At 68.3% G+C, this 21,815-nt stretch carries 20 protein-coding genes; 11 read left to right on the top strand and 9 right to left on the bottom strand.

Going from position 1 to position 21,815, the window contains the following annotated elements; genetic code table 11:
• The first annotated feature begins 597 nt into the window (after positions 1-597).
• The 7 genes from OG819_RS58020 (at position 598) to OG819_RS57990 (ending at position 7,780) form a co-directional block, all read left to right on the top strand.
• A complete protein-coding gene (locus OG819_RS58020) occupies positions 598-2,028 on the top strand; it encodes an NAD(P)/FAD-dependent oxidoreductase (RefSeq protein WP_266638929.1) in 1,431 nt (476 codons plus the stop codon).
• 376 nt (positions 2,029-2,404) lie between these two features.
• Positions 2,405-3,607 carry an epoxide hydrolase family protein gene (locus OG819_RS58015; protein WP_266638824.1) on the top strand — a complete coding sequence of 401 codons (1,203 nt, stop codon included), beginning with the start codon at positions 2,405-2,407 and terminating at the stop codon, positions 3,605-3,607.
• A 449-nt stretch (positions 3,608-4,056) separates the two neighbouring features.
• Complete coding sequence (locus OG819_RS58010; RefSeq protein ID WP_266638823.1) at positions 4,057-4,704, top strand: sigma factor-like helix-turn-helix DNA-binding protein; 648 nt, start codon at positions 4,057-4,059, stop codon at positions 4,702-4,704.
• Positions 4,705-5,496: 792 nt separating this feature from the next.
• A complete protein-coding gene (locus OG819_RS58005) occupies positions 5,497-5,694 on the top strand; it encodes a hypothetical protein (RefSeq protein WP_266638928.1) in 198 nt (65 codons plus the stop codon).
• 97 nt (positions 5,695-5,791) lie between these two features.
• The gene (locus tag OG819_RS58000) at positions 5,792-6,181 is read left to right on the top strand and encodes a hypothetical protein (protein ID WP_266638822.1); all 390 of its coding nucleotides are present in this window, start codon (positions 5,792-5,794) and stop codon (positions 6,179-6,181) included.
• 175 nt (positions 6,182-6,356) lie between these two features.
• Positions 6,357-6,719, top strand: coding sequence for a hypothetical protein (locus OG819_RS57995; protein WP_266658305.1), 363 nt, complete (start codon positions 6,357-6,359; stop codon positions 6,717-6,719).
• A gap of 143 nt (positions 6,720-6,862) precedes the next feature.
• Entirely contained in the window at positions 6,863-7,780 is a 918-nt protein-coding gene (locus OG819_RS57990; protein ID WP_266656978.1) for an IS5 family transposase, read from the top strand.
• Here the strand turns inward: OG819_RS57990 and OG819_RS57985 are convergent.
• Together OG819_RS57985 and OG819_RS57980 are read right to left on the bottom strand one after the other, a co-directional pair.
• A complete protein-coding gene (locus tag OG819_RS57985; RefSeq protein WP_266656980.1) occupies positions 7,737-8,273 on the bottom strand; it encodes a hypothetical protein in 537 nt (178 codons plus the stop codon). The two genes, OG819_RS57990 and OG819_RS57985, sit on opposite strands and share 44 nt — an antisense overlap.
• Before the next feature lie 120 nt (positions 8,274-8,393).
• Positions 8,394-8,846 carry a hypothetical protein gene (locus OG819_RS57980; RefSeq protein ID WP_266658326.1) on the bottom strand — a complete coding sequence of 151 codons (453 nt, stop codon included), beginning with the start codon at positions 8,844-8,846 and terminating at the stop codon, positions 8,394-8,396.
• 248 nt (positions 8,847-9,094) lie between these two features.
• Here OG819_RS57980 and OG819_RS57975 point away from each other — a divergent pair, with 248 nt between their 5' ends.
• Positions 9,095-9,799: a TetR/AcrR family transcriptional regulator gene (locus OG819_RS57975; protein ID WP_266638820.1), complete on the top strand. Its 705-nt coding sequence runs from the start codon at positions 9,095-9,097 to the stop codon at positions 9,797-9,799.
• Between the two features lie 141 nt (positions 9,800-9,940).
• Here OG819_RS57975 and OG819_RS57970 read toward each other — a convergent pair whose 3' ends face one another.
• Together OG819_RS57970 and OG819_RS57965 are read right to left on the bottom strand one after the other, a co-directional pair.
• The gene (locus OG819_RS57970; protein ID WP_266638819.1) at positions 9,941-10,363 is read right to left on the bottom strand and encodes an SsgA family sporulation/cell division regulator; all 423 of its coding nucleotides are present in this window, start codon (positions 10,361-10,363) and stop codon (positions 9,941-9,943) included.
• A gap of 281 nt (positions 10,364-10,644) precedes the next feature.
• A complete protein-coding gene (locus OG819_RS57965; protein WP_266638818.1) occupies positions 10,645-11,139 on the bottom strand; it encodes a hypothetical protein in 495 nt (164 codons plus the stop codon).
• A gap of 244 nt (positions 11,140-11,383) precedes the next feature.
• On the opposite strand from OG819_RS57965, the gene OG819_RS57960 reads away from it, so the two are divergent.
• Positions 11,384-13,285 carry a hypothetical protein gene (locus OG819_RS57960; protein ID WP_266658303.1) on the top strand — a complete coding sequence of 634 codons (1,902 nt, stop codon included), beginning with the start codon at positions 11,384-11,386 and terminating at the stop codon, positions 13,283-13,285.
• Here the strand turns inward: OG819_RS57960 and OG819_RS57955 are convergent.
• Complete coding sequence (locus tag OG819_RS57955) at positions 13,279-13,785, bottom strand: hypothetical protein (protein ID WP_266658301.1); 507 nt, start codon at positions 13,783-13,785, stop codon at positions 13,279-13,281. The genes OG819_RS57960 and OG819_RS57955 overlap by 7 nt on opposite strands.
• Before the next feature lie 563 nt (positions 13,786-14,348).
• On the opposite strand from OG819_RS57955, the gene rox reads away from it, so the two are divergent.
• Complete coding sequence (gene rox, locus OG819_RS57950; RefSeq protein ID WP_266658299.1) at positions 14,349-15,893, top strand: rifampin monooxygenase; 1,545 nt, start codon at positions 14,349-14,351, stop codon at positions 15,891-15,893.
• A 231-nt stretch (positions 15,894-16,124) separates the two neighbouring features.
• On the opposite strand, the gene OG819_RS57945 is transcribed toward rox, so the two are convergent.
• The 4 genes from OG819_RS57945 to OG819_RS57930 form a co-directional block, all read right to left on the bottom strand.
• Positions 16,125-17,054, bottom strand: coding sequence for an ADP-ribosylglycohydrolase family protein (locus OG819_RS57945; RefSeq protein ID WP_266658297.1), 930 nt, complete (start codon positions 17,052-17,054; stop codon positions 16,125-16,127).
• Between the two features lie 139 nt (positions 17,055-17,193).
• The gene (locus OG819_RS57940) at positions 17,194-17,427 is read right to left on the bottom strand and encodes a hypothetical protein (RefSeq protein ID WP_266638809.1); all 234 of its coding nucleotides are present in this window, start codon (positions 17,425-17,427) and stop codon (positions 17,194-17,196) included.
• 276 nt (positions 17,428-17,703) lie between these two features.
• The gene (locus OG819_RS57935; RefSeq protein WP_075033503.1) at positions 17,704-18,822 is read right to left on the bottom strand and encodes an acyl-CoA desaturase; all 1,119 of its coding nucleotides are present in this window, start codon (positions 18,820-18,822) and stop codon (positions 17,704-17,706) included.
• Positions 18,823-18,829: 7 nt separating this feature from the next.
• A complete protein-coding gene (locus OG819_RS57930; protein WP_266638808.1) occupies positions 18,830-19,885 on the bottom strand; it encodes a ferredoxin reductase in 1,056 nt (351 codons plus the stop codon).
• Between the two features lie 87 nt (positions 19,886-19,972).
• Here OG819_RS57930 and OG819_RS57925 point away from each other — a divergent pair, with 87 nt between their 5' ends.
• On the top strand, positions 19,973-21,112 hold the full coding sequence (locus OG819_RS57925; protein ID WP_266638807.1) for a CdaR family transcriptional regulator: 1,140 nt from the start codon (positions 19,973-19,975) through the stop codon (positions 21,110-21,112).
• Positions 21,113-21,815: the final 703 nt, after the last annotated feature.

The raw sequence follows: 21,815 nt of genomic DNA, 5'->3' as shown, positions 1-21,815 counted from the left end.
CTGAACCACTCGGCAACCTCGAGCCACCCGGCCACACAGCGCGCCACGGGGGCGATGCTGTGGAGAGCGCGTCGCACGCGTCGAAGCTCCGTTGGAGCGAGTGACCTTCCCAGGTCGCCTGTATCCAGCGGCGCTTCGATGCGCCGCGGGTCCGGTACGCACAGGTTCCGCGAGTCCGCCGCCGACTGCACGGGGAAGTGCGCCGGAAAGCGGAGCAGGCCACATGGCTCCGGCGCCGGCCCGCGGGATTGACACGTAGCGGAATTCTCTGCGCAGTCGGCGCCGGCCGCCTTACCTGCAATGCAGTTGGACACCGCGGAGACCAATCTGCCCATCGGCGCCGACCGGCACGCAATCCGACTGTTCACCTTCGAGTTCCCCGAGGCGAAGCTGAAGACTCTGCCGAACCTCGTCACCGAGATCGACGGCCTGGAGATCCACTGCACAGCCTCCTGTCAAACCGTCCGGCATGCCCTCCAACCGTCGAACTCGGACTCGGCCTCGGCGGACGGCGGCGTCCGGGCCACCGAAAAGCCCGCCCCGATCGCCCGCCCAAATCGCCCGACCCAATCCCCTCACAGTCAGTACGGAGCAGAGATGAACGAGACCACCCGCACTTACGACGTGATCGTCATCGGCGCAGGGCCGGTCGGCGAGAACGTGGCCGAACGCGCTCGTGCCGCCGGGCTGAGCACCGTGATCGTGGAGCGAGAACTGATCGGCGGGGAGTGCTCGTTCTGGGCCTGCGACCCGAGCAAGGCGCTGCTGCGTCCGGTGGTGGCGCGGGCCGATGCGCGGCGAGCGCCCGGGCTGGGTCAGGCGGTGGCCGGGCCGTTGGACGTCGAGGCGGTCCTGGCACACCGCGACAAGATGGCCTCCTACTGGAAGGACGAGGACCAGGTCGACTGGCTGGACTCGGTCTCCGTCGATCTGATCCGCGGCCACGGCCGCCTTGCCGGCCCCCGCAAGGTGAGTGTGCAGACCCCCGACGGTGCCACCGTCGCCCTCACGGCGCGGCATGCCGTGGCCGTCTCCACCGGCACCAGCGCCGCTCTGCCCGGCATCCCCGGCGTGGACACCGTCCGCCCCTGGACCAGCCGTGAGGCGACCAGCGCCGACAAGGTCCCCGGACGTCTGGCCGTGGTCGGCGGGGGCGTGGTGGCCGTGGAGATGGCCACCGTTTGGCAGGCGCTCGGTTCCCAGGTGACCATGCTGGTTCTCGAGGACGGGCTGTTGCAGCGGATGGAGCCGTTCGCCGGGGAGCTGGTGACCGACGGACTGCGCGAAGCCGGCGTCGACATCCGGTTCGGGACCTCGGTGGCCTCCCTGGCACGGGAGGGCGGCGAGGTGCGGATCACTCTGGCCGACGGCGGGCAGCTGGCGGCGGACGAGATCCTGCTCGCCACCGGCCGGACCCCGAACACCTGGGACCTGGGGCTGGAGACGATAGGTCTCACCCCGGGCGACTGGCTGAAGGTGGACGACACCTTCCGAGTGACCGACGTCGCCGACGGCTGGTTCTACGCCGTCGGCGACGTCAACCACCGGGCGCTGATGACCCATCAGGGCAAGTACCAGGCCCGGATCGCCGGCGCCGTCATCGGGGCGCGCGCAAACGGCGAGCCGGTCGACGGCACCCGGTGGGGCACGCACGCCGCGACGGCCGACGACCTGGCCGTGCCGCAGGTCGTCTTCACCCACCCCGAAGTCGCCTCCGTCGGTCTGACCACGCGCGACGCGGAGCGCAGCGGGCGCCGGATCAAGGTGGTGGACTACGACCTCGCGCACGTCGCGGGCGCCCACTTTTACGCCGAGGGCTATCGCGGCCAGGCGCGCATGCTCATCGATCTGGACCATGGCACCGTGGCCGGTGTCACCTTCGCCGGTCCCGGCGTGGGAGAACTCGTGCATTCGGCCACCATCGCGGTCGCCGGCGAGGTGCCGCTGGAGCGGTTGTGGCACGCCGTGCCCGCGTTCCCGACGATCGGCGAGGTCTGGCTGCGGCTGCTGGAGACACACCGGGGCTGAAGACTGCCACTGTGGTGGGCCGGGGATTGACGGCGGTGTGACTTCCCGGCGGCAGAGCCTTCCGACGGATTTCACGCGTCTGCGCTTGAGGGCGCGTGCGCCACAATTGGCCCCGATCGACGACCGACTGCCGTGAAGTTTGCCGACGGTACCTCGTCAAATTTCCCAGACAACACGCCACCATCCTTGCGAAATCCAGCTCACGTTCCAGATTACCGACGTGGCAACCAGGCCCATCAGGGAAGTACGCCGGAAAACAGGGCGGGCCGCACGGCCCCAGCGTCGGTCGGCGTATTGACAAGTCGCGAAAATTCCTGCGAACCCGGCGCTGAATCCCGCCTTACCTGCAATTCATTCAGACATCAAGGAGACCAACATGTCCGTCGGCACTGACCGGCACGCAATCCGTCCGTTCACCTTCGAGTTCCCCGAGGCAGAGCTCAAGGACCTGCGTGCGCGCGTCGCGGCGACGCGTTTCCCCGAGAAGGAGACCACCGAAGACCAGTCCCAGGGCACCCGGCTCGCCACCCTTCAGAAGCTCGCGCACTACTGGGCGTCGGAGTACGACTGGCGCAAGCTCGAGGCGAAGCTGAAGGCCCTGCCGCATTTCATCACCGAGATCGACGGCCTGGACATCCACTTCATTCACGTCCGCTCGAAGCACGAGGACGCCCTGCCGCTGATCGTCACGCACGGGTGGCCGGGCACGGTCATCGAGCAGATGAAGATAATTGGGCCGCTCACCAACCCGACGGCCCACGGCGGCGACGCCTCGGACGCCTTCCACCTGGTGATCCCGTCCATGCCCGGCTACGGCTTCTCCGGCAAGCCGACCTCGGCCGGCTGGGACCCCGAGCGCATCGCCCAGGCCTGGGCCGAGCTGATGAAGCGCCTGGGCTACACCAAGTACGTCGCGCAGGGCGGCGACTGGGGCGCGCTCGTCACCGAACTCATGGGCGTGCAGGAGCCCGAGGGCCTCGTCGGCATCCACACCAATATGGCCTGCGTGTTCCCGCCCGCCATCGAGCAGGCCGTCGCGACCGGCAACCCGCTGCCGTCCGACGTCCTTCTCTCCAACGACGAAGAAAAGCGCGCCGTCGAGCAGCTGGACTTCTTCTACAAGCACGTCTACTACGCCTACATGATGGCCTCTCGCCCGCAGACGCTGACCGGGCTGGCGGATTCTCCGGTCGGCCTGGCAGCCTTCCTGCTCGACCACGACGCGGCCAGTCTGGAAATGATCTCCCGGGCCTTCGATGGAGTGACCGAGGGCCTGTCCCGGGACGACGTCCTGGACAACATCACGCTCTACTGGCTGACGAACACCGCGATCTCCGCCGCCCGCCTCTACGCCGAAAACCGGATCTCTCCGTTCTTCGCGGTCAAGGGCGTCAAGCTCCCGGTCGCCGTAAGCGTCTTCCCCGATGAGCTCTACCAGCCCCCGAAGAGCTGGACCGAGCAGGCCTATCCGAACCTCGTGCACTACAACCGGCTCCCCAAGGGTGGCCACTTCGCAGCCTGGGAGCAGCCGGAGTTCTTCGTGAACGAGGTCCGCGCAGGCTTCCGCTCCCTGCGGTGACCGGCTGCGTCCGACACATGCGCAGGCCGTAGCCCGGCGGGGCGGCCGAGCGGCTCGACACCGAGCTGCCCGGCCGCCCCGGGGCACACGGCCACACCGAGCGTCCTGTCCACGAGTTCCCCAGGCACGTACGAAGGCCCCCACCGAAGCATGCGAACGTCGCAGATCACACCCTCACGATCTGATCATTTTCCCGTGGCCGCCATGGCGGTGACCAGATCTCGCCACAGCCCTCTTTCGCCTCGGAAGGATCTCATCGTCATTTCTGGAGAACCCATGTCCTCAGCAGCAACTCTGCCCGTTGACGCCGCGAGCCTGCCGGTCGTCACGGACTACGCGAAGGGCCGGCACCGTGGGGGAGCGGCGTCCGAACGCCTGCGAGACCTCTGGCTCGCCGGACAAGGACGGCATCGCCGTGCCGCAGTGCTCGTTTCCTCTCGGGAGCAGGCGTGAACCGAGCCCCCTTCCAGCGTGCCGAACGGGAGAGCTGCCCGGGTCAGGAACACCGCGGCAGCCGCCGAAGTCCAGGCGCGGCCTACGGGGATACCGATATCACGCAGTTCGCGCGCGAGGCCATGCCACTCCTCGACCGGTTGTACGCAGCCGCGATACAGATGGCGTGTGACCGCGCTGACGCTGAAATGCTGGTTCAGCAGACGTATCTTCAGGCTTTTCACACGCTCGGGTCGCTCTCCGAGCGGATCAGTCTGAAAGTTTGGCTGTTCCGGATCCTGGCTGACACCGCGCTCGGTGCCTGTGGCGAGCGGAACCGCCAACGGAGCTCTGTCCTCCCCACAGCAGGAAGCCCACAACGGTTGACAGGAGAACGGAACCCGAGGCCTTGTGATGACCGGGCTCTGAAAACGCACGCCCTGGACCAGCTGCCCGACGACGAGGTGACGGCCGCGCTTCAGCAACTGCCCACCGAGCTGCGGATCGTTGTGTACCTGGCCGACGTCGAAGACTTCCCGCCCACCGAGATCGCGGAGATCCTGGGCCTCTCCCCGGGCACCGCGACATCACGGCTCCGCCAGGGACATAACAGTCTCCTTCAAACCCTCACCGACGCCGCCCGCCGACGCGGGCTACTCGACTGACCACGGCGCGGGGCTCGTTTCGGCTGTCGCCCCGCAGCCTCGCCTGTCCGCGAGCCTGACTCACGACCTCTTGCAGTGCCCGCGCAACATCCTCTGCCATGGCGGATACCCGGTGAGCCGGCACCGTCGGCTGCGTGGGCCCCTACGAACGCCATGGAAGCCGCCATGGTGGCGGTCCGGCGGTGACGGCATCGATGTCCTGGCGGAGGAAGCTGGCGAAGGAGCGGATCGGCCTCAGGCCGTAGTTCGGCCTGGCGGATCCACTCGCCGAGCAGGTGGCCGCGGCGGTGACGGACCAGGTCGGCGAAGGCGTGGGCCAGGTCGCAGGCGTTGGCGATGTCGGGGCAGGCCAGGCGGACCTGCTCCAGAGCACGGGTTTCTCGCGGTGGGAGGTTCTCCCGAGGCCGCATGATCCACCCGGTGATCTTGCGGGGAGCCGGGATGGGCGCAGGGGCGGGGACGGCTGTGCTGTCACGCAGGGTCCCCATGTAGCGGGAGAGTGTTGAGTACCCGCCGCGGAAGCCTGCTCGCGGATCGGCTGCTACAGCTCGGTGGCAACGGTGTTGCCGGCGGCGAACTCGGCCTGAAGGTACGGCTTGAACCGGCCGGGGGTACGTTCCTGCGGTCGCGGGCGGATGCCGGCAGGACGGGGCCCGACGACGATCCCCGCGTCTTCTGCAACGTCCCACAGCTCAGCTTCGGTACCGCCGAGGGCCTCATCCCCCTCGCCGCCACGGATCAGGGGGCCGCGGCTTCGGAGCGCCGCGGGTCTACGGGTCCTCAGATGGCTTGGTGGTACAGGGGGCAGAAGGCGACTGGGTCGGATACGCGATGGGCTTCTCCGAGTGGCTGTACCGCTACCTGATCGGCGAGGAGATGGCCGGCTGGGACAGCGCGGCCTTCTACCGGGGCCCCGTTCAGCTGGAGTACCCGCCGACAGGACCGGGCCAACGCACCCAGGAGGCCTACGGGCCAGAGCGTGGAATGTGAGCTGCACACCAACCGGGACAACCTGTAAGCGGATCTTGGCTGTCGTCAGGTCTGCTTGCCTCTGGTGCGCGGCGCCTTGATCAGTGAGTGTGTGCGCATGATGCTTCCGCCCGTTCAGGAGAAGACCGAGTTGATCGAGGTCGTCCGCATCACCGACCCAATGAGGCATCTCAGCGCCGCGAACCTGGTGGGTGACGATGTCGCGATCTGGGAGGCGGCTCAGGTCAGCAACGCCCTGACGTTGATCAGCTCTGCTCCAGACAGTGAGCTGCACCGCTGTTTCATCCCGGGCTGGGGTATCCGTGCTCATAGCGCCACCGATCTGCTCTTCCAGATCGCCTTCTGCTTTCAGTGCCATGGCGCCCGCCTGTGGGGGCCGGACGTGCCCGCCGAGTTGGATGGGATCCACGGCTTTGATCCGGACAGTCCTCCGGCCCTTGAACTGCTTCAACGATTCCGCAGCTCCACGCCGGGCCGACGCGGTTGAGGGGCGCCACGCCTTCCCGGTCGAAGTACCGATCATGAGGCGGCCGGCTTCAGCACGCGGGGGAGGTGGATGTGGAGGTGCTCGACTTCGGCCTGGTGGCCGCGTGCGCGAAGTGCTCGGGCAAGGAGTTCTGTAAGTCCGCTGGCCCTTTCCGGACTACGGAGCTGTCAGAGGTATGCGCGATGATCCGGATGTGCTGGTGATGAGCGATGGTGCACGCGTGGTGGCCAGGCGGCCGACGAAGCCGAAGATCAGCGCGGCGATAGCCAACCTGCAACGCGGCAATGCCCTGATCGTCGAAGGCGTCGTTGAGGGGGAGCCAGGCGATTGGTATGTGCAGGTACTGATGCGCGCGGACAACACCTTCCAGTCGGAGTACCGGGATGGGGTTCCCACCGTGCACTTCCAGACCCGGACGGTCTCGCGCGAGAAGGTGGTCGCAGCTGTGCTCGGCTGGGTGAAGGGAGAGCCGGGCTGGAAGGACGCCTTCATGTGGAACAACATCGCGTCCTGCTTCGAAGACGGTGACCAGAGCTAAGAAGCTGTTGTCTTTTCGATCTTGAGAGATGCGCTTCGAACGGGAGTCTCGATCGGGTGATTGCGGTCGGCGCCGGGCATGAGAGCAGGGCCTCTTGGTAGCTCAGAGGGTGTCTATGCCAACGAGCGATCCAGGAGGCCCTGTTGTCGCAGTTCTACGCGACCGCCGAGACGGAGTCCACCCCGGTCACCCTCGCGTGTGACTGTCTGGCTCACCGGTTCGGAAACGCCACCGACAACGGGATGCGCGAGCGCCGTTACCCGACCGACATGACCGACGGGGAGTGGGCCAAGGTCCGGCCGCTGCTGCCGGTGCCGGGCTGGATGCGCGGTCGCGGCGGGCAGCCGGAGGCGTACTGCCACCGGGCGATATTGGACGCGATCCGCTACCTCGTTGACAACGGAATCAAGTGGCGCGCCATGCCGGTGGACTTCCCGCCGTGGGACCGGGTGTACGCGTTCTTCCGCCGCTGGCGCGACCATGACCTGGTCAGGGAGTTCCACGACCGGCTGCGTGAGCGGGTCCGCGGGATGCTGGGCAAGGACACAGAGCCCACGGCCGGTGTGATCGACTCACAGTCGGTCAAGGCGGACGCCGTGGTGGGCTCAGACAGCCGCGGCTACGACGGCGGCAAACAGATCAACGGGCGCAAGCGGCATGTCGTGGTCGACACCCTCGGCCTGCTGCTGGGCGTGATGGTCACCGCTGCGGATGTCGGCGACCGTTCGGCCGCGCAGGTCCTGCTCGCCCGGGTGGCCAACGCGCACCACCGCCTCGCCCTCGTCTGGGCTGACGGCGGCTATACCGGCAGCCTCGTCGAGCACTGCCTGGCCGCGTTCGCGCTGGTGCTGGCGATCGTCAAGCGCAGCGACGACGTCAAGGGGTTCGTAGTCCTGCCCAAACGATGGATCGTCGAGCGTCTCTTCGCCCACCTGATGCGCAGCCGCCGCCTGGCACGCGACTACGAGCGGCGCACCGCCAGTGCCGAGGCGATGATCCTGTGGTCGATGACCATGGTCATGAGCCGCCGTCTGGCTGGGCCACACCGCGGGCGGGCGTGAACCGGCCCGGCGCCGGTTCAGCCAGCCAGCCACGCGCGACCAGACGTTTCGCCTTCGACCGCAGTGCCTCCACCCGTGCCGGCACCACGTCCATGCCGAACGCTGCGGCCATCTCCTGGCAGGTTACCGGCCCCTGCCCGAGCCGGACCCGGTCCGCCCCCAACTGCAGGATGCGCTGGTAGTCCACCGACAGTGCCGGCCAGGCCAGCCCCTCTCGCCATACCGGCACCTGCGACTTCGGCTTCGCCGCATCCCGGGGCGCCGACTGCGCGTCTGCATCCCTCGGATCCTCGGTGACCTCCGTGTCGGCGGTGCTGCCGCCGTCTGCAGCCAGCACCGTGTCGACCCGCTTGCGGGCGATCGCCCACTCCTGCCATTCCTGCTCGGCCGCGGCCAGTTCGGCCTGGATGCGGTCGGCCTCCTCCCGCAGCCCGTCGACTCGACGGCGAGCGGCGAGTTCGTGCTGTTCCAGCAGTCCGACGACTGACGGCATTCGCGACCTCCCGGGGAGCGATGACTCGACAGGCCACAACTCCCACGGAACCACCACTCATACGCCCGACCAGCGCAAACGCGGCGATCACATCCGGAAAGACAACAGCTTCTAAGGGGCTCATAGCGACGTCGCCGTCTTCAGCACGCGGGGGAGGCGGACGTGGAGGTGCTCGACTTCGACCTCGCGACCGCGTGCGCGAAGTGCTCGGGCAAGGAAGTCAGTGAGGCCGCCGGCCCTTTTCCGGTACTGCTGGATGACGGTGAAGGTGTTGTCCGCGTCGTTGAGTTCGCTGATCAGGTCGAACAGGGCGTCCTCGGACGGGTCGTCGATGTGGTGGCCGTTCTCGCTGCCGAAGTCGCCGATCGGACCAGCTCGGCAAGGCTCTGCCGGCGGTCTCATGCCTGCCGCCCGGCTGGCCGAGACGGCGGCGGACGGCCGCTGCGTCACGGTGAGGGCCACACACGGATCCTGCGACGACGGCCCCGTCGTCAAGACGCTGGAGACGGACGGGAGCGTGGTGCTGTACGCCTCCGTCGCGGGGGAGCGGAGCCGCCCCTGCCCCGCCGTCATGACCGAACAGAGCGTGAAGGCGGAACTGGAGGCCGCTCGGCGACCGCATGCTCCTGGACGCCTTCACCGGCCGGCCGGGTGCCGTACGGAGAACCCAACGGGCCATCACCCAGCTGGTCCTAGCGGCCTGAGCCGGAGGCTCGTCGTCTTCGGCGCGCCCTGAGTGCGTGCTCCTGGACCACGTTCCGTCCGCACCGTGAGTAAGATCACAACCTAATTCGAGGGGTCCCTCATGTTAGTCTGGATGCATGAGTCACCAGCACGTCCCGCCCGCGCCCCAGGCGCCGGCCAAACCGCTGCGCCGCGACGCGCAGCGCAACAGGGATGCGATCGTGGCCGCTGCCCGCAAGGCCTTCGCCGAGCAGGGGCTGGACGCTTCCCTGGAGGGTGTTGCCCGCGAGGCGGGCGTGGCGATTGGCACGGTCTACCGTCACTTCCCCCGCCGGCTCGACCTGGTCGAAGAGCTCTTCACCGCGAAGTTCACGGATCTGCTCGCCGCAGCCGAAGAGGCCGCAGCCATGGACGACGCCTGGGAGGGGTTCTGCTTCTACCTGGAAAAGCTCTGTGAACTGCAGGCCTGTGACCGCGCCTTCAATGACCTGGCCTCGGCTCGCCTGCCGGTCCATGCGCTCGGCAGGGGAATGTTCGAGCGCACGAAGGAACGGCTTGCTCAGATCTTCCGCAACGCCCAGGAGCAGGGCGTCCTGCGTGACGATGTCACTCCGGAAGACGTCGCTTTCGTGATCTGGTCCCAGGTGGGGATCATCCAGGCCACCCGTGCCGTCGCCCCCAACGTCTGGCGCCGCCACCTGCACCTGCTGCTCGACGCCTTCCGCGCCGAGTGCGCCCACGAGCTGCCCGAACCCCCGCTGACCCCCCAGCAGGTCGAGCAGACCCTCACCACTCTCGAGTGTCCCGAAGAGGAGTGCCGCGAGTGCCGCGAGGAGGCATGAGCCGCGGCTGACGGCGTCGGGCAACAGGGCATACCACGTCGGGCAACACGGCATACAGCGGGACATGCGGCGGGCCCGGTGCCGCGGTCGGCATCCGGGCCCGCGGTCCTGCGAGGGGCGTCACCATCCAGGGGATGGTGTTCAGTTTTCCGCCAGCAGCTGTGCCAGCTCGGCGTCCAGGTCGAGCCGGCTGGATTCGGCCCCCGGCGGCACCGCGGACCACGTTTCGCGCAGGAAGGATTCCACGTCCTGCGCGGGGAACTCGAGCAGGGCCGATCCCACAGGCGAACGAAGAGCCATGCGTACCGCATCGCGTCCCGAGCCGCCGGTCGGCCACATGTGCACGTCTCCGTGCCCGGTGTGCTCGCTCAGAGCCTGAGCCAGCATGTCGCGGCTGAGGAACCACTCGACCGTTCCGCTCTGGTCCAGGGTGTGGAAGACGGCGTGCACGGCATAGGGGTCATCCGTGTCGTACTGCAGTGCTGCATGTATCGGCACCGACAGGTCGTGCGACACGACAAGCCGCACGGGCAGCTCGTGTGCCACGGTTCTGACCGATCTCACTGTCCCTCATTTCCATGTTCCCGCTCGCCCGGCGCTGTGATCGCTCCCCGTATGCTTCGAGTCGCGGGGTGTGGCGGTGCCACCGGAGCGGCCAGTAGCGGCGGAGGACGGGAGCAGTACACACGGCTCCCGCGTGCTGTTCCCGTTCGGCCGGGCGGTGATTTCACCGGTTCGCGCTCGATGTCGGCTCGGTGAGCGGTCGGTTTGACGAGTCGCAACGGCGCAGCCCATAGCCACGTCGTTGCGGCCGGTCAAACCGACCGTGCCGGCCTGCGGCCACATCAGCGCTGGTCCGCGTACCATGCGACCTGGTCGAGGTGCCAGCGCTCGGCGCTGACGCGGTACCACGTCGTCGCCTCGTCCCAGCGGTACCCGTTCCAGACGTACGCGTGGCTGCCGTTCCAGCGCTCTTCCCCGTAGTGGCCCTGGCGGTCGTCGTTCGTGTACCAGCCGCGGGGCGCGCCCCAGCTGTCGTCCTGTGCCTGGTGGTGAGCGCTCTGGTAGCCGTCCGCGCGGTCGCCGCTGGTGGCGAAGGCGGTGATCGCGGACTGCGTGTGCTCCCCGGGCGCCGAGGCCGTCGCCGCTGACGCCGTGCCGCTGACTCCGAGAAGGGCTCCGCCTGCCAGCGCCGTAGAAGCGACAGCGGTCGAGACGCGCTTGATCCACTTGTTCATGGTCATCTCCATGTGATGTGCCGCGATTCCGTTGACCGGGCGGCCGTCCTGTCCGTGATCCGGGGAATCCGGATCGGCCGGGTGCCGAACGGTGAGGATCATCCGGAGGGGTCCCTCATGTTCGACGCTGCCCAGCGTACTCGAGGGGGCCCTCATGTTTGCGGTGAGGCTCATCACAGCACGTCGGAGGGGGCGACTGACACGAGTGGCGCGACGGCGGCCGAGGCAGCGGGCACCGGGTCTGACCTGCGGGAACGGGCATCCGGGACCCGGGGTGCCGACGCCAGACTCGCGCTGGGAGCCGCCGGGATCAGGCGCCGCCTGCGCCGCGACCTGCGCATCGGGGATGTCGTCCAACATCACCGCCCGGCTCTCCCGCGGCCGACGCGCCACCTCCGTGTACGAGCTCCATGTGGCAGGCGGCAGCGCGGCCGAGTTCGTCCGGTGGTTCATGGACACCTCCTGCGAGGACTGCACCCGCTCCATGACGGCGGCCCGCCCCGGTCACTTCCTCATCCGGCTCCTGCTCGACGGGAAGCGGGAGGTGATCGAGCCCACCGGCGGCAGCCCGCTGCCCACCCGCCTCCTCGTCGACCACGACGACACGTCCCCCCCTTGCCGCACCGCCCGCCCCTGGCACCGACGCCCGGGCCGCAGGCGCCGCCCTCAGCGGCAAGAGCGTGCACATCGGCGGTGTCCGCCACGAGTTCCGCGACGTACCGCGAGACTTCCGCGCGCGCCTGTGCGTCGAGTTCCCGAAGAGACGCTCCCGCGGAGCCTCTCCGTGCGCCGCCGGCACCTGGCCGTCGGGTTCTCCAACCGGAAGGACACCGCCTACCCCGTCCACATCGACTCGTCGGTCGGACTGGGCGTCTCGGAGCGCACGAAGCTGTTCTCCGACGGCGGCAAGTTCTGGATGTCCGACGGCGACAAGGGCGTCGGCAGGTGCGGTACAGCTGACGGCTGTTCCTGCGGCAGCGGCTACGTCGGACCGCATGTACTTCGAGTTCGCCCCCACCGACCTTGTAGGTGCCGAGAACCACGTCCGTGCTGGTTACGCGGCATGTTGGTACTCGCGGGGGATGCCGCCGAGGCGGTCGTGTCTGCGGACGTCGAGAGGGACGAGTCGGTCGGATTCGAGCGGTTGCGGGAGCGGGAGCAGGGGGGGCGGCGCCTCGGCGGCGCAGGTGTGGGTCACGCGGCCAAACACAACCTCGTGACCCAGACGAGCAACCCCACCAACTCCCTTTACCAGCGCGGCCTCATCGAGGACAAGATCTACCGGGCCGTGGACGACAGGGACGAGGTCATCCAGTACGACATCACTCCGATCTACGGGGGAGCCAACTCCGTCCCCGTCCGCCTCGAGTACTCCGCCTACGGCAACAAGGGATTCGAGCTGACCGGCTGGCTCGACACTCCTGCACCCGCGCCGCGGCACCCCACGGCACGCGACAGTTCGGTCGGCGGACCGATGCTGTGGTCCGCCGACGAGCCCTGGCCGGTGTGCGCCATCCCCCACAAGCGATCCAGCGGCTTCCGCTACACCGAGGTAATGCGTAAGCGGGAGATCCTGGAGCAGGCCCGGCGGCGCGACGCGCGATCCGGACCGACCGCCGGAGAGATCGAGATCATCGACGGCTTCAAACGCGGCCGGCACGCCCCGCACCTCGCCGACACCCGCCACAACCTCCACGTACGACTCCTCCGGCGCCACTCCGAGGACATCGGCACGCCGCTGACCGAGCATCCGGTCCCCGAGGCCGTCGGCCGCGAAGAACTCGTACCGGCCCCCTGCGTGCTGCACCCCGAGGACATGGTCGAGCACCCCTACCTCGAGGCCCTTGCCCCTCCCTGCAGGCCCGTATCGACGTATGGGAGGGGCCAAAGGACGACGAAGGCCCGCAGTACATCTACGACCTGTCCACGGCCCCCGGCTGGAAGATCGGCGGATACATCGTCTGGAACCTCACCGGGCCGCAGCGTCCGGTCTGCTCCTCTCAGAGAATCGAGCCTCCATCCGGGCTGTCAGGCGGCCGAACAGGGTGGCGGTTTCGGTGCGCTTGTAGTGCTGCGGCCACTCCAGCCACTGCGGGTCATCAAACTTACGAAGCAATGTCAGCAGATCTACTTCGCTCTCAGGCACTCGCACATCTTGGCGTGCGAGCTGCACGAGCATCCGCACGGGCCGTCGCCGAGCGTGCCCGTGCACCCTCCTGTCCCGACAGCACCCATTCAAGTTCAGTAGCCGGACGAGGGTGAGGATGCGCTCGCCGATGCCGATGGTGCGCCGTGTGCCGGCTCTGGCGGGGAGTCGGGCAGTTCGCGGATACGTGGGACCGGCGAAGGCAGCACCCAGACCAGGCACATCACGGTCCCGGCTGTTGCGATCCACAGTGTCGGGCGTAGCCCGATGGCCGTGCCGAGCGCTCCTCCCGCGAGCGCGCCCAGCGGGCGCATCCCGTGGGTGAGGGTGCGGTAAGCCCCGTTGACGCGGGCGCGCAGGGCGTGGGGGATGAGGGCCGTCTGAAGTGAGCCCAGCGAGATGTCGACGATCATCGCGCCCGCGCACGAGCCGAATTCGGCGAGGAGGAGGAGGCACGCGACACCTTCCCCGTCCCGGGCAGCCCGGCCGGCCTCGCCGCTGAAGCGACCGTGTGCGCCCAGCTGCTGCAGACCGTGAGCCGTGGGGACAACCTCGCCCTCGCCGACCAGCTCCGGGACTGGTCTGCGGAACTGCGCCGACACTGACGGCTCTTGCGTCCGGTCAGCCAAGCCTGGAGATCAGCCTGCCCACCCGATGCGACGGACCCCGATCGCTCCGGCGTGCGGTATGGCCGCATGCAGCCTCACGGGTGCCCGACTTGGCGTCCACTGCGCGCTCGAACGCGGAAGTCGATTCATTCGGGTCGTCTTGCTGTACGTCGTCATCGCGCTGGCCGTCAAGCCCGCCTACCACCAGTTCACGCAGTGGCCACGAGCGAACCTCATCAGGAAAGCGCCTTCCGAGATCCGGTCCGCCTCGGGGCGGCCGGGATCGGACCGCCGACCGTGACCAGCCGGGCCGCCACGCCGGATTCGCCCTGCGACCCCACGGGCCCGTTCGGAGTCGTATCACGTGGCTGGGATAAGGATTGGACGGTGTGATGCTCGGGCTTGTAGCTTGCAGTGGACCGTGACACCGCCCGAGGAGGTGAGACCCATGAACGCTGTATCGATGTGGGTGCTCCCCCTATCCGTCACGGCCGGCGATTGACGTAGGTGTCGCCGGGAGCGCCTCACCAACAAGGCACTCCCGAAAGGCAACACCTATGGACTCTCCGCAGTTCACCACCGAGCCGTCGTCGAACGATACGGTCGAGCGCGACGTCACCGTGGGCGACGTCCCCGGACTCCGGTCGCCGACCTCCGGCGCTGATCGCGCGCCCCTCATGTTCGACGTGATCATTGCCGGGTGCGGGCCGACTGGCGCGATGCTGGCCGCCGAACTGCGGCTGCACGATGTGCGGGTACTCGTTCTGGAGAAGGAAACCGAGCCCGTGCCGTTCGCCCGCATAGTCGGTCTGCATATTCGCAGTCTCGAGCTGATGGCAATGCGCGGACTGCTGGATCGCATGCTCGAACACGGAAGACAGCGTCCGGCCGGCGGATTCTTCGCCGCCATCACCAAACCCGCGCCCAAGGGCCTGGATTCCGCGCACGCCTATCTGCTGGGCATCCCGCAGCCGGTCATCGTTCACCTGCTCGAAGAACATGCGATCCAACTGGGTGCGCAGGTTCGGCGCGGTTGTGCGGTGGCCGACTTCGAGCAGGACGACGAGGGCGTGACCGTCGAGCTGGCCGACGGCGAACAGCTGCGTTCGCGCTATCTCGTCGGCTGTGACGGCGGGCGCAGTACGGTGCGCAAACTGCTCGGCGTCGGCTTCCCCGGCGAGCCCTCGCGGACCGAGACGCTGATCGGCGAGATGGAAGTGGGCGTGCCGCAGGAGGAGATCGCCGCCAAGGTGACCGAAATCCACGAGACCGATAAGCGATTCAGTCTCAGGCCCTTCGGCGAAGAGGTCTACCGCGTCGTAGTCCCCGTCGCGGAAGTCAGCGATCGCGCGGAACCGCCCACCCTCGAGGATTTCAAACAACAGCTGCGCGCCATCGCCGGAACCGATTTCGGCGTGCGCTCCCCGCGCTGGTTGTCCCGCTTCGGGGATGCCACCCGGCTGGCGGAACGTTATCGGGTCGGGCGGGTGCTGCTGGCCGGAGATGCGGCACACATCCATCCGCCCACCGGCGGACAGGGCCTCAACCTGGGCGTCCAGGACGCATTCAACCTCGGCTGGAAACTGGCCGCACAGATCCGCGGCTGGGCGCCGGGAACACTGCTGGACACCTACCAGGCCGAACGTCATCCGGTCGCCGAGGACGTGCTGGACAACACCCGCGCCCAGATGGAACTGCTGTCCACCGAACCGGGCCCGCAGGCCATGCGCAGGCTGCTCACCGAACTGATGGACCTCGACGAGGTGAACCGCCTTCTGATCGAGAAGATCACCGCGATCGGCATCCGCTACGACTTCGGCGAAGGCCCCGACCTGCTCGGCCGCCGCCTGCGCGACATCGACGTGAAACAGGGCCACCTCTATGGTCTGCTGCATCGCGGCCGCGGCCTGCTGCTGGACCGCACCGAACGCCTGACCGTCGGCGGCTGGTCAGACCGGGTCGATCACCTCGCGGATCCCACTGCGGTACTGGATGTTCCATGCGTCCTGCTACGCCCCGACGGCCACGTCGCCTGGATCGGCGACGATCAGCAGGACCTGGACGACCACCTCTCCCGCTGGTTCGGCAAGCCCGCCGACTGATGTCCCCTGAGCAACCGAAAAGGCCCGTGAGGATGATCGGAACGGCCAGTAGCGACTGACCATCGGAAGGCTGGAGACAGCATCAGCCGCGGTGCTCTGGCGCCAGGGCCGGCCTGCGAGGAGGGTCAGCCTCCGAGTGGCGACCGGAAGACGGCGCAAGAGCACCGCGGAGTGGATCGGCGCAGACGGCCATGCGTTCGTCTGACGGCCGGTTGATGAGCAGGACCCGGTTCAGCCTCCGAGGCGGTGTGCAAGGTGGAGCAGATCTGCCAGGTGCAGCACCCGTCCGTTGAATCCTGGGAGGGGGACATGGAGCGGCTGGGTCCAGTGGGCGGGGATTGCATCCAGCCCGTAGTACGCCCCCGCGAGGCCTCCGGTCACCGCGGCGACGGTGTCCGTGTCGCCGCCGAGGTCGATCGCCGCGCGTATCGCATCTTCGAAGCCGGTGGTGGTGCGCAGGGCCCAGACGGCGGAGCCCAGGCAGGGCCAGACGGCACCGTTGAACTCGGTCGCCTGATCGGGGTGCCAGTCGGGCGCGAGGACAGTGGCATAACGGCCGCGGTGGTCGGGGTGGACAAGAGCCAGGATGTCCGGGAGCGCGGTGAGAGGGTCGGTGTCCTCGAACGTGACGCGGATGAGTTCGTGGAAGATCGCGGTGCCTTCCCAGGCCGCGCGGTCACCGTGGGTGAGGGCAGCGATGCGGCGGGCCGCGTCCATGGTGGCTTCTTGGCCGGCGGGTGCGAAGTGGACCGCGGAGGTCGATGCCCGCATCAACGAGCCGTTTCCCGCCGCTCGTTGGTTGACCTGGAAATGGATCGCGGCGGCGAGGTCCCAGGGCATGCCGTTGGTCAGGACGTCTTCGGTCTGCAAGCCGATGTCCTTCGGTTCTGATGCTGCCCACCGCTGGAAGCGGGCGAAGACGTCCGGCAGATCCAGCCCGTCCCGCTCCAGCAGCGACTCCGCGACCAGGACGGCCATCTGCGTGTCGTCAGTGGCCTCGCCGGGGTCCCAGCCACCGCCTCCGCACATCTCGCCACCGGCACCAGGCACGGGAAACCGCGCGGAGAACGCTCCCCGGGGACCGAACTCGAAGGGGCCGCCCAGAGCGTCACCCACCGCTGAGCCGACGACCGCGCCAGCGGCCCGCTGAATCCGCTTCATTCGCGCAGGTTATCTGTGCCGCGCCGACGGCCGCGCGGCCCTATTTCTTCTCCGGCTCCCCGAACCATCGGCGGCGAACGCGTCTCGTCTACAGAGGCGCGCCGCGTGAGACACCCTGGGCCTGAGACACCCGTACAGGTCACATAACGCCGTCCAGCGCGGTCGCGTCCGGCAGCTGCGCAGCCCCGGCCACCACCTCCGGAAAGGCCGGCGCCATGTCGGTGCCGCGCCTGGAGCGCAGCACCACCTGGCCCGCGTCGACGGAGACCCCTGCCCGGAACCCGTCCCATTTCGGCTCACCCGCCCATCCCGGCAGCAGCGCAGGGTCGGACACAGGGGCGGCGAGCATCGGTTCCGGCAGTGTCCACGTCACAGCCCATGCCTTCCACCCAGCCCGCCCGTCGGCAAACCGAGTGCGCGTACGCACCCGACTACCGGCCCGACCACGGCAGGTCAGCGCACTACAACACCTCGCCGGGGGCTGTGTGCTGAGCTCCTGGCGCACGTCCAGGCAGCGCAGCCGGACACCGGGCTGCCCGGATCCCGTGTCGTACGGTCTGATGTCGCGGCCGCCCACCGTCCGCAACGGATCTCACCGAACCCGGCGGTGCCGCCGGGTTCGGCCGAAAGATCTGAACCAATACCGGGATCAGGCCGCGACGAGCTCCTGCTCGCGGTCCGGTGTCTTGACCTTGGGCTTCTTGTTCGGCAGCGAGAGCCGGAAGACCTTGCGCCACGCGGAGAACACCTGCTTGGGCAGCGGCCCGGTGACGTACTCCAGCTCGTACTTTTCGAACAGCGCGCGCACCTTCACCGCGACCTCGGCGTACCGGTTGCTCGGCAGGTCCGGGAACAGGTGGTGCTCGATCTGGTGCGACAGGTTGCCGGTCATGAAGTGCATGGCCCTGCTGCCGCTGATGTTCGCCGAGCCCATCATCTGGCGCAGGTACCACTGGCCGCGCGTCTCGCCCTTGATCGACCGGCGCTCGAAGACCTGCACGCCCTCGGGGAAGTGCCCGCACATGATCACCGAGTGGGACCAGATGTTGCGGACCAGGTTCGCGGTGAACGTGGCGGCGAGCGTGGTGAGGAACGACGGGCCCGACAGCAGCGGGTGGATCACGTAGTCCTTGAGCACCTGCTTGCGGATCTTGCGGCCCACGGCCTTGGCCCGCGCGCGGAACTCCGGGTTCTTTCGGCGGCGCTTGTGCAGGTTCTTGCCGAGCTCCAGGTCGTACGCCGCGATGCCGTACTCGAAGAAGCAGGCGTTGATGAAGTTCCACAGCGGCTGGCCGAGGTGGAACGGGTGCCACTTCTGGTCCTCGTCGACGCGCATGATGCCGTAGCCGAGGTCGTTGTCCTTGCCGATCACGTTGGTGTACGTGTGGTGCAGCTCGTTGTGCGAGTGCTTCCACTGCTCGGACGGCGAGACGTGATCCCACTCCCAGGTGGTGGAGTGAATCTTCGGGTCCCGCATCCAGTCCCACTGGCCGTGCAGGACGTTGTGGCCGATCTCCATGTTGTCCATGATCTTCGCCACGGACAGACCGGCGGTGCCGAGCAGCCACGCGGGCGGGAAGATCGAGAACAGCAGCACGCCCCTGCTGACCAGCTCGAGCTTGCGCTGCGCCGAGATGACCTTACGGATGTAGGCGGCGTCTTTCTCGCCGCGGCTGGCGATCACCTCGTCGCGGATCGCGTCCAGCTCGCGGCCAAGCTCCTCGATCTGCTCCGCGGTCAGGTGGGCGGTGGGGTCGATGGCGGTCAAGGTGCTCCTACCGTTCGATGTCGCAGGGGCCCGCCGCGGCGGACACGCAGGTCTGGATGAGGACGCCCGGCTCGGCCTCGGTGATCTCGCCGGTGCGCAGGTCGCGGACGGCGCCCGCCTTGAGCGGCGTGATGCAGCCGAAGCAGATGCCCATGCGGCACCCGGAGGGCATGAGCACGCCGGCCTCCTCGCCGATGTCCAGCAACGGCGTGGCGCCGTCCGCGTCGACGGTCTTGCCGGTGGCGCTGAACGTGACCTCGCCGCCGTCGCCGGCGACGACGATGCTGGGGCGGAAGCGTTCGGTGTGCAGGCGCTCTTGGACGCCGTGCTCGGTCCAGTGCTCTTCGGCGGCGTCGAGCAGGCCCGCGGGCCCGCAAGCCCAGGTCTCGCGCTCGGCCCAGTCGGGCACGAGTTCGTCGAGACGGGCGATGTCGAGCATGCCGTCTGTGTCGGTGTGCACCTCGGTGAGCCGCAGCTTCTTGTCCGCGACCAGGTCGTGCAGTTCGTTGCGGAAGATCACGTCTTGCGGCTGTGGCGCGCAGTGGACCATGACGACGTCGTCGAACTCGATGTCGCGCAGCATGCCCATCACGGGCGTGATGCCGCTGCCGGCCGTCAGGTAGAGCACCTTGGCGGGCTTGGCCTGCGGCAGCACGAAGTCACCGGTCGGCTGGTCGAGCTGGATCAGCGTGCCCGGTTTGGCCCTGCGGACCAGGTGGTTGCTGACCTTGCCGTCCGGGATCGCCTTCACGGTGATCGTGACGCGGCCGTCCTGGCGGTTTGTCGGCGAGGTGATGGAGTAGGCACGCCACAGGCGCACCCCGTCGACGTCGACCCCGATCCGCACGTACTGACCGGCTGTGTGGCCGCGCCAGCCCCGTCCCGGCCTGATCACGATGGAGGCGGCGTCACCCGTCTCGGGGTGCACGGCCTCGATGCGCCCACGCAGGTCAGCGCCCGCACGCAGCGGGCTGACCAGGTCGAGGTAGTCCGACGGCAGCAGCGGCGTCGTGACCATCTCCAGCAGTTTCCACGCCCTGCTGCGGAGGGCTGCACTCGTCATGACTCCAGCTTGCTGCGCCTCAAGGCGTAAAGTCCTGACCGCAGGACGTAAATCTGGTCGGCTGAATTGTTCGCAGGGAACAAAAACGTGAGCCATGCAATCCGGAGGGCCAGCGAACTGGCCCTGGATGAGACGACGGTCACCGCACTTCGGGCCGCGCTGAAGACCACCGCCGACGAGGTCGTCCAGGCGATCATCGACGAGGTCCCTTCCTACGCCAACGCCCTTTCGGGCCGCATGGGCGGCACCATCCGCCGAGCCGTCCGCACCGCCCTGGGGCACTACCTGGACCTCGCGAGCGGGAACGCCACAGGCGGCGACGCCGGTGACGCAGCCTACGAGCTGGGCCGCGGCGAGGTGCGCGACGGCCGTTCGATGGACGCCCTACTCAGCGCCTACCGCGTCGGCGCCCGCGTGGCCTGGCGATGCCTGGCAGCGGGTGCCGTACCCGCAGGTCTGCCCGCCGCCGAGGTCGCCAAGTTCGCCGAGCTGACCTTCGCCTACATCGACGAGCTCTCCGCCGCGAGCGCCGCGGGCCACGCCGACGAACTGGCCGCCCGGGGCAGGGCCCACGAGCGCCACCTGGAACACCTGGCCCGCGACCTCCTCGCCGACGCGAGCCCGGACGTGCTGCTGGCCTCTGTTCAACGGGCCGGGTGGCAGCCTCCGGTTTCGCTGACCGCGGTTCTGCTGCCCGCCGCCCAGGCCCGGCCTGCCTACCGCGCGCTCGACCCGAGCACCCTCGTCCTCGACGATCTGCCGGACGCCACCGGTGTGCTGCTCGTCCCCGATGCCGACCGATCACATCTCTTGCGGCAGCTGACCGACCGCACCGCCGTGGTCGGCCCGGCCCGGCCGTGGACTCGTGCGTCAGCCTCGTACGCACGAGCCGTACGCGCGCGCTCCCTCTCCTCTGATATTCGCGACACCGAGGACCACCTGCCCGAGCTGGTGCTGAGCGCCGACGTGGACGCGTTCGCAGACCTGCGTGCCCGAGCTCTCGCACCGTTGCGGACCTTGCCTGTCGCGACCGCACGGCGGCTGGAGGAGACGTTGCGGGCGTGGCTGCTGCACCACGGCAGACGGGACGAGGTGGCGGCGGCGTTGTTCGTCCATCCCCAGACAGTCCGGTACCGGATGTCGCAGCTGCGGGAGCTGTTTCCGGATCTCGCATCGCCACACCGGGTCCTTGAACTGACGCTGGCGGTCGGTCTTCGGGTCAGCTGACGCGTACTTCGACCGTCCACGACCGCGCCCGCGAGCGGTCCAGGAATCGTGCCTCGTTCTCGGTGCCATCAGCTGGCTCATGCGGCCCGGGGAAGAGCGGTATTAGCCAGCTGAGACCGGGGGTTGATGTGAAGACCAGACAAGGCCTCGGGAAGCCCGTCGGGGGCGCTGTCTCTGAGAAGCGGGGTGGCGGATACGGCTCGACTGGATCCGGTGGACGATGCGCACCGGCCCGCTCGTCGACGCGCTCATCGAGCATCTGGTCGGTGATCTGGGCCTCTATGCCCTGGAAAACGGCTTTCATGTCGTCGTGCGCTGTCCTGGCACGAGCTGACCCACGGGCGCGCGGCGGGCTGCAGCTGGGTGACCGGCGGGGCGGCCAGGCCGGGTCACCAGGGGCGGGGGGCCGGGCCGCTCGCGCCGGGGACCACCGTGGTTCTGCGACGGCCCCGTACCTCCCTTCCGTCAACCGGACGACCGACCGTGTGATTGCGAGGTTCATAGTTGGTGTGGTGGGTTGGGTGTGAGCTGCAGTGTTGGGGGTTTCCTGAGAAGGGGACAGGCGCCTTCGGGGTGCTTCGGCGGTGGTGGCGAGGCTTCTGGTCTGCGGTTGTTGGGGTTTCGCTGATAACGGCGGTGTGGTGTTGGTGATGGTCTCTGGCATCTAAGAAGCTGTTGTCTTTCCGGATGTGATCGCCGCGTT

This window comes from Streptomyces sp. NBC_01549 (genome assembly GCF_026339955.1).
In the GTDB taxonomy this organism is placed as follows: domain Bacteria; phylum Actinomycetota; class Actinomycetes; order Streptomycetales; family Streptomycetaceae; genus Streptomyces.
This window is presented reverse-complemented; position numbering and strand designations above follow the sequence as displayed.